Below are 318 nucleotides of genomic sequence, written 5' to 3'. Positions count from 1 at the left end.
CGCACACGCCCTGCGTCGAGGTCCGATGCGGCGAGCGTCTCTTCATCCTCGATGCGGGCACCGGCCTCTCAGCCCTCGGCATGGAACTTGGCCAGAACGCTCCTGACAGGATCGACATCCTCCTCAGCCATCTCCACCTCGACCACATCAGCGGCCTGCCCTTCTTCAAGCCTGCCCTGCTCTCCAGCGACCGCGTGATCCGCACCTATTGCGGGCACCTGGAGGGCGAGAGCGCCATGGAGCCTCTGGGCCGCCTCTTCGCACCGCCCCTGTTTCCGGTGCGCCTCGGCCAGCTTCCGGCCCGGTTCGAGTATCACG

At 67.0% G+C, this 318-nt stretch carries 1 protein-coding gene; it reads left to right on the top strand.

Translation table 11 applies throughout. The annotated features are described in order from the left end of the window. Positions 1-318: MBL fold metallo-hydrolase (locus tag OC446_RS31215; protein WP_262032635.1), on the top strand; the 318-nt coding region annotated here is incomplete at both ends.

The organism is Microvirga sp. Mcv34 (assembly GCF_024519725.1).
Taxonomy (GTDB): domain Bacteria; phylum Pseudomonadota; class Alphaproteobacteria; order Rhizobiales; family Beijerinckiaceae; genus Microvirga.
Note: the sequence above shows the minus strand (reverse complement) of the source record. Positions and strands in the feature narration are given on the sequence as shown.